This is a genomic window from Morganella morganii H1r (assembly GCF_000633515.1).
Taxonomy (GTDB): Bacteria; Pseudomonadota; Gammaproteobacteria; order Enterobacterales; family Enterobacteriaceae; genus Morganella; species Morganella morganii_B.
This window is the reverse complement of record NZ_AYMP01000105.1, coordinates 1-2,321: the sequence shown is the minus strand read 5'-3', so window position 1 is coordinate 2,321 and position 2,321 is coordinate 1. Positions and strand designations below refer to the sequence as shown.

General features: G+C 42.7%; 1 protein-coding gene and 1 pseudogene. Both read left to right on the top strand.

Annotated elements, in window-relative coordinates; all coding sequences use genetic code 11:
- Nucleotides 1–409, top strand: a pseudogene (locus U868_RS0123165) (hypothetical protein); the annotation flags it as partial.
- Between the two features lie 68 nt (nucleotides 410–477).
- Nucleotides 478–2,321: hypothetical protein (locus U868_RS23950; RefSeq protein WP_036412501.1), on the top strand; the 1,844-nt coding region annotated here is incomplete at its 3' end.

The window sequence follows — 2,321 nt, the reverse complement described above, 5'->3', positions numbered from 1 at the left end:
TATTGAGGGTGGGGATGTGATGAAGGTAATTGTTGTTTTTCTTATGTTTTTTGTTGGTTTCAGTGCGTATGCGAATCAACTAATTGAACGTGACTTAACAGACAGTGAAAAAAAAGAAGTTGAAAGCGCAGTGAAAGATAAGCTGAAAGATCCATATACTGCTGACTTCAAACACAATAAGATAATCTATAAAGGGAAAGATGGTGTTTATTGTGGATACGTTAATTCTAAAAATTCATACGGCGCATACGCAGGATTCACTCCATTTATTGTATTCGTGGTAGATGTAATAAATAAAAAAGGCGATAGAGTATTTATTGTTTCGCCAATAGAAGTAAGCGATGCAACAAATAGCTTGAGTGTTGAATCAACAAAAAAACTCTGTAAAGAAAACGGATATAACCTTTAAATTAATTATTTTTTCATGAACAAACCCCGTCCTTGTGATGGGGTTTTCTTTTTTAAGGAACCTACAAAATGGCAAACGTTGGTGAGATCGTATATCAGGTAAGCATGGATGTTAAAGGTCTGCTTACTGGTGAGCAGCAGGTCAATAAGGCAATGAGCGGACTTGAAAGGTCATCAGGCAAGGCTACCGAGGCAATGTCGAAACTGGACACGACAGCGGCACAGGTTTCTGCAGCGTTGAAAATGCCAACCATAGACAAGCTGTCGCGTGATCTGGCTCAGTTATCCGGCAAAATGGGCGCTAACTCAGCAGCGGTGGATAAAGCGGCGTTAGCAAACAATAAATACACCGGAGTTATTGGTACAGTGTCAGGCGCATTAGGTGCTGGTTACATTGGGAATATAGGCAACGCTACAAACTCGTTGCTGAGACATGCTCAGGCGGCTATTGCTGCAACAACTGCTGAAGTTGAAAATGCAGAGGCCATTAAAAGAGAGGCGGCGGCATATCAGGCATCTGCATCTCAAATGGCATTAGCGGCGAAAGCAAAAAAAGAAATGGCTGACGCGGCAGTTAAGGCGGCAGAGTCAGAAGTCGCCAACCTGTCAGGGTTCGAGGCATCCGTAGACGCCAGGCAGAAAGAATTAGCGTTAATCCGTGACAAGCAGGTATTGGCAGTAAAAGAGGCAGAGAACAGTTATAAAATTCTTGCCAGCGAGGGAAACCTCCGCGAAGTGCAAAAAGCAAAAAATGCACTGTATGTCACCGAAGATAAGATCCAGAAGCACCTTGCCACAACCGGCAGGGAAGTTGAGCAGGTCGAGAATAAACTTACAGCAGCAAAAGCTGCTCAGGCTAAGGTGACGCAGGAGTTAAATGCAGCCACAGCGCTTGAGCAGAAAGCCAAAACCACGGCAGCGGCAGCGAATGACACACTTGCTGCTGCTCAGGCAAGGGCAGCACAGGCATCAACGGCTCAGTCGGTAGCAATGAATGGCCTGCGCAATGTTATGGCGTTATTTGGTGGGCCAACCGGTATTATTCTTTTAGCCGTTGCCGGTGTGTATGCACTCTATCAGGCTATGAGCGATAACTCTAAAATTGATGAATATAAAAACAAGATCAATGAAGCGATACAAAAGATTGACGAGCTAACAGCAGCACAAGCTAAAGCTGTGGCTGAAGAAACAAAAATAACCATTGAGCTTGAGGCTAAAAATCTAAAAAATACCGAGCAAGAAATTAGAAATACACAGGCTCGCATTGATGAAATGATGTCAATGGGGCAGCAGCGCTGGCAACAGCAAAACCAGTATAGCGGCCTGATGTATTCTCAGGTTTTATCTAACCTATCTTTAAAATTAACACTTTTAAAGAGTGATTATGACAAGATTGGATCATCGGTATCAGAGCTAACCCGTCAGCAGCAAAAACTTTCTGATGTTGAAAAAGAACGTGAAGGAATGGCTCCGAGCCAAATTGCCGCAAATAAAGCATATAACGAATCAGCAAAATCACTGATTGAATCTAATCAATTACTCAGTAAAACGCTTGAAACAGGTTCACCTGCTGCTGCGGAAATGGAAGCAGCGATAGATGCATTTAAAAATAAATTAGCTGAGGCAGGTGTTGAGTCTGAAGATGCTGAGATAGCTCTATCAAATTTTAAAAACAGACTTGAAGATAAGACAGATCAGTCATTTGAGCTAATGCTACAGTCCATTGGATATGAGGTTGAAGCATTAAAGATAGAAATGACTCAAGGTATTGATGCTGCAATAAAGTATCGCGCTGAGTTGAAAGCGACCGCTATGGGTATTACTGATGACGGACAGATCAGTAGACTTGTTTCTGCTGAACAGGAATTAGCAAAACTGCGAAATCAGCGTTCTGAGCAAAACAAAAAAGGCAG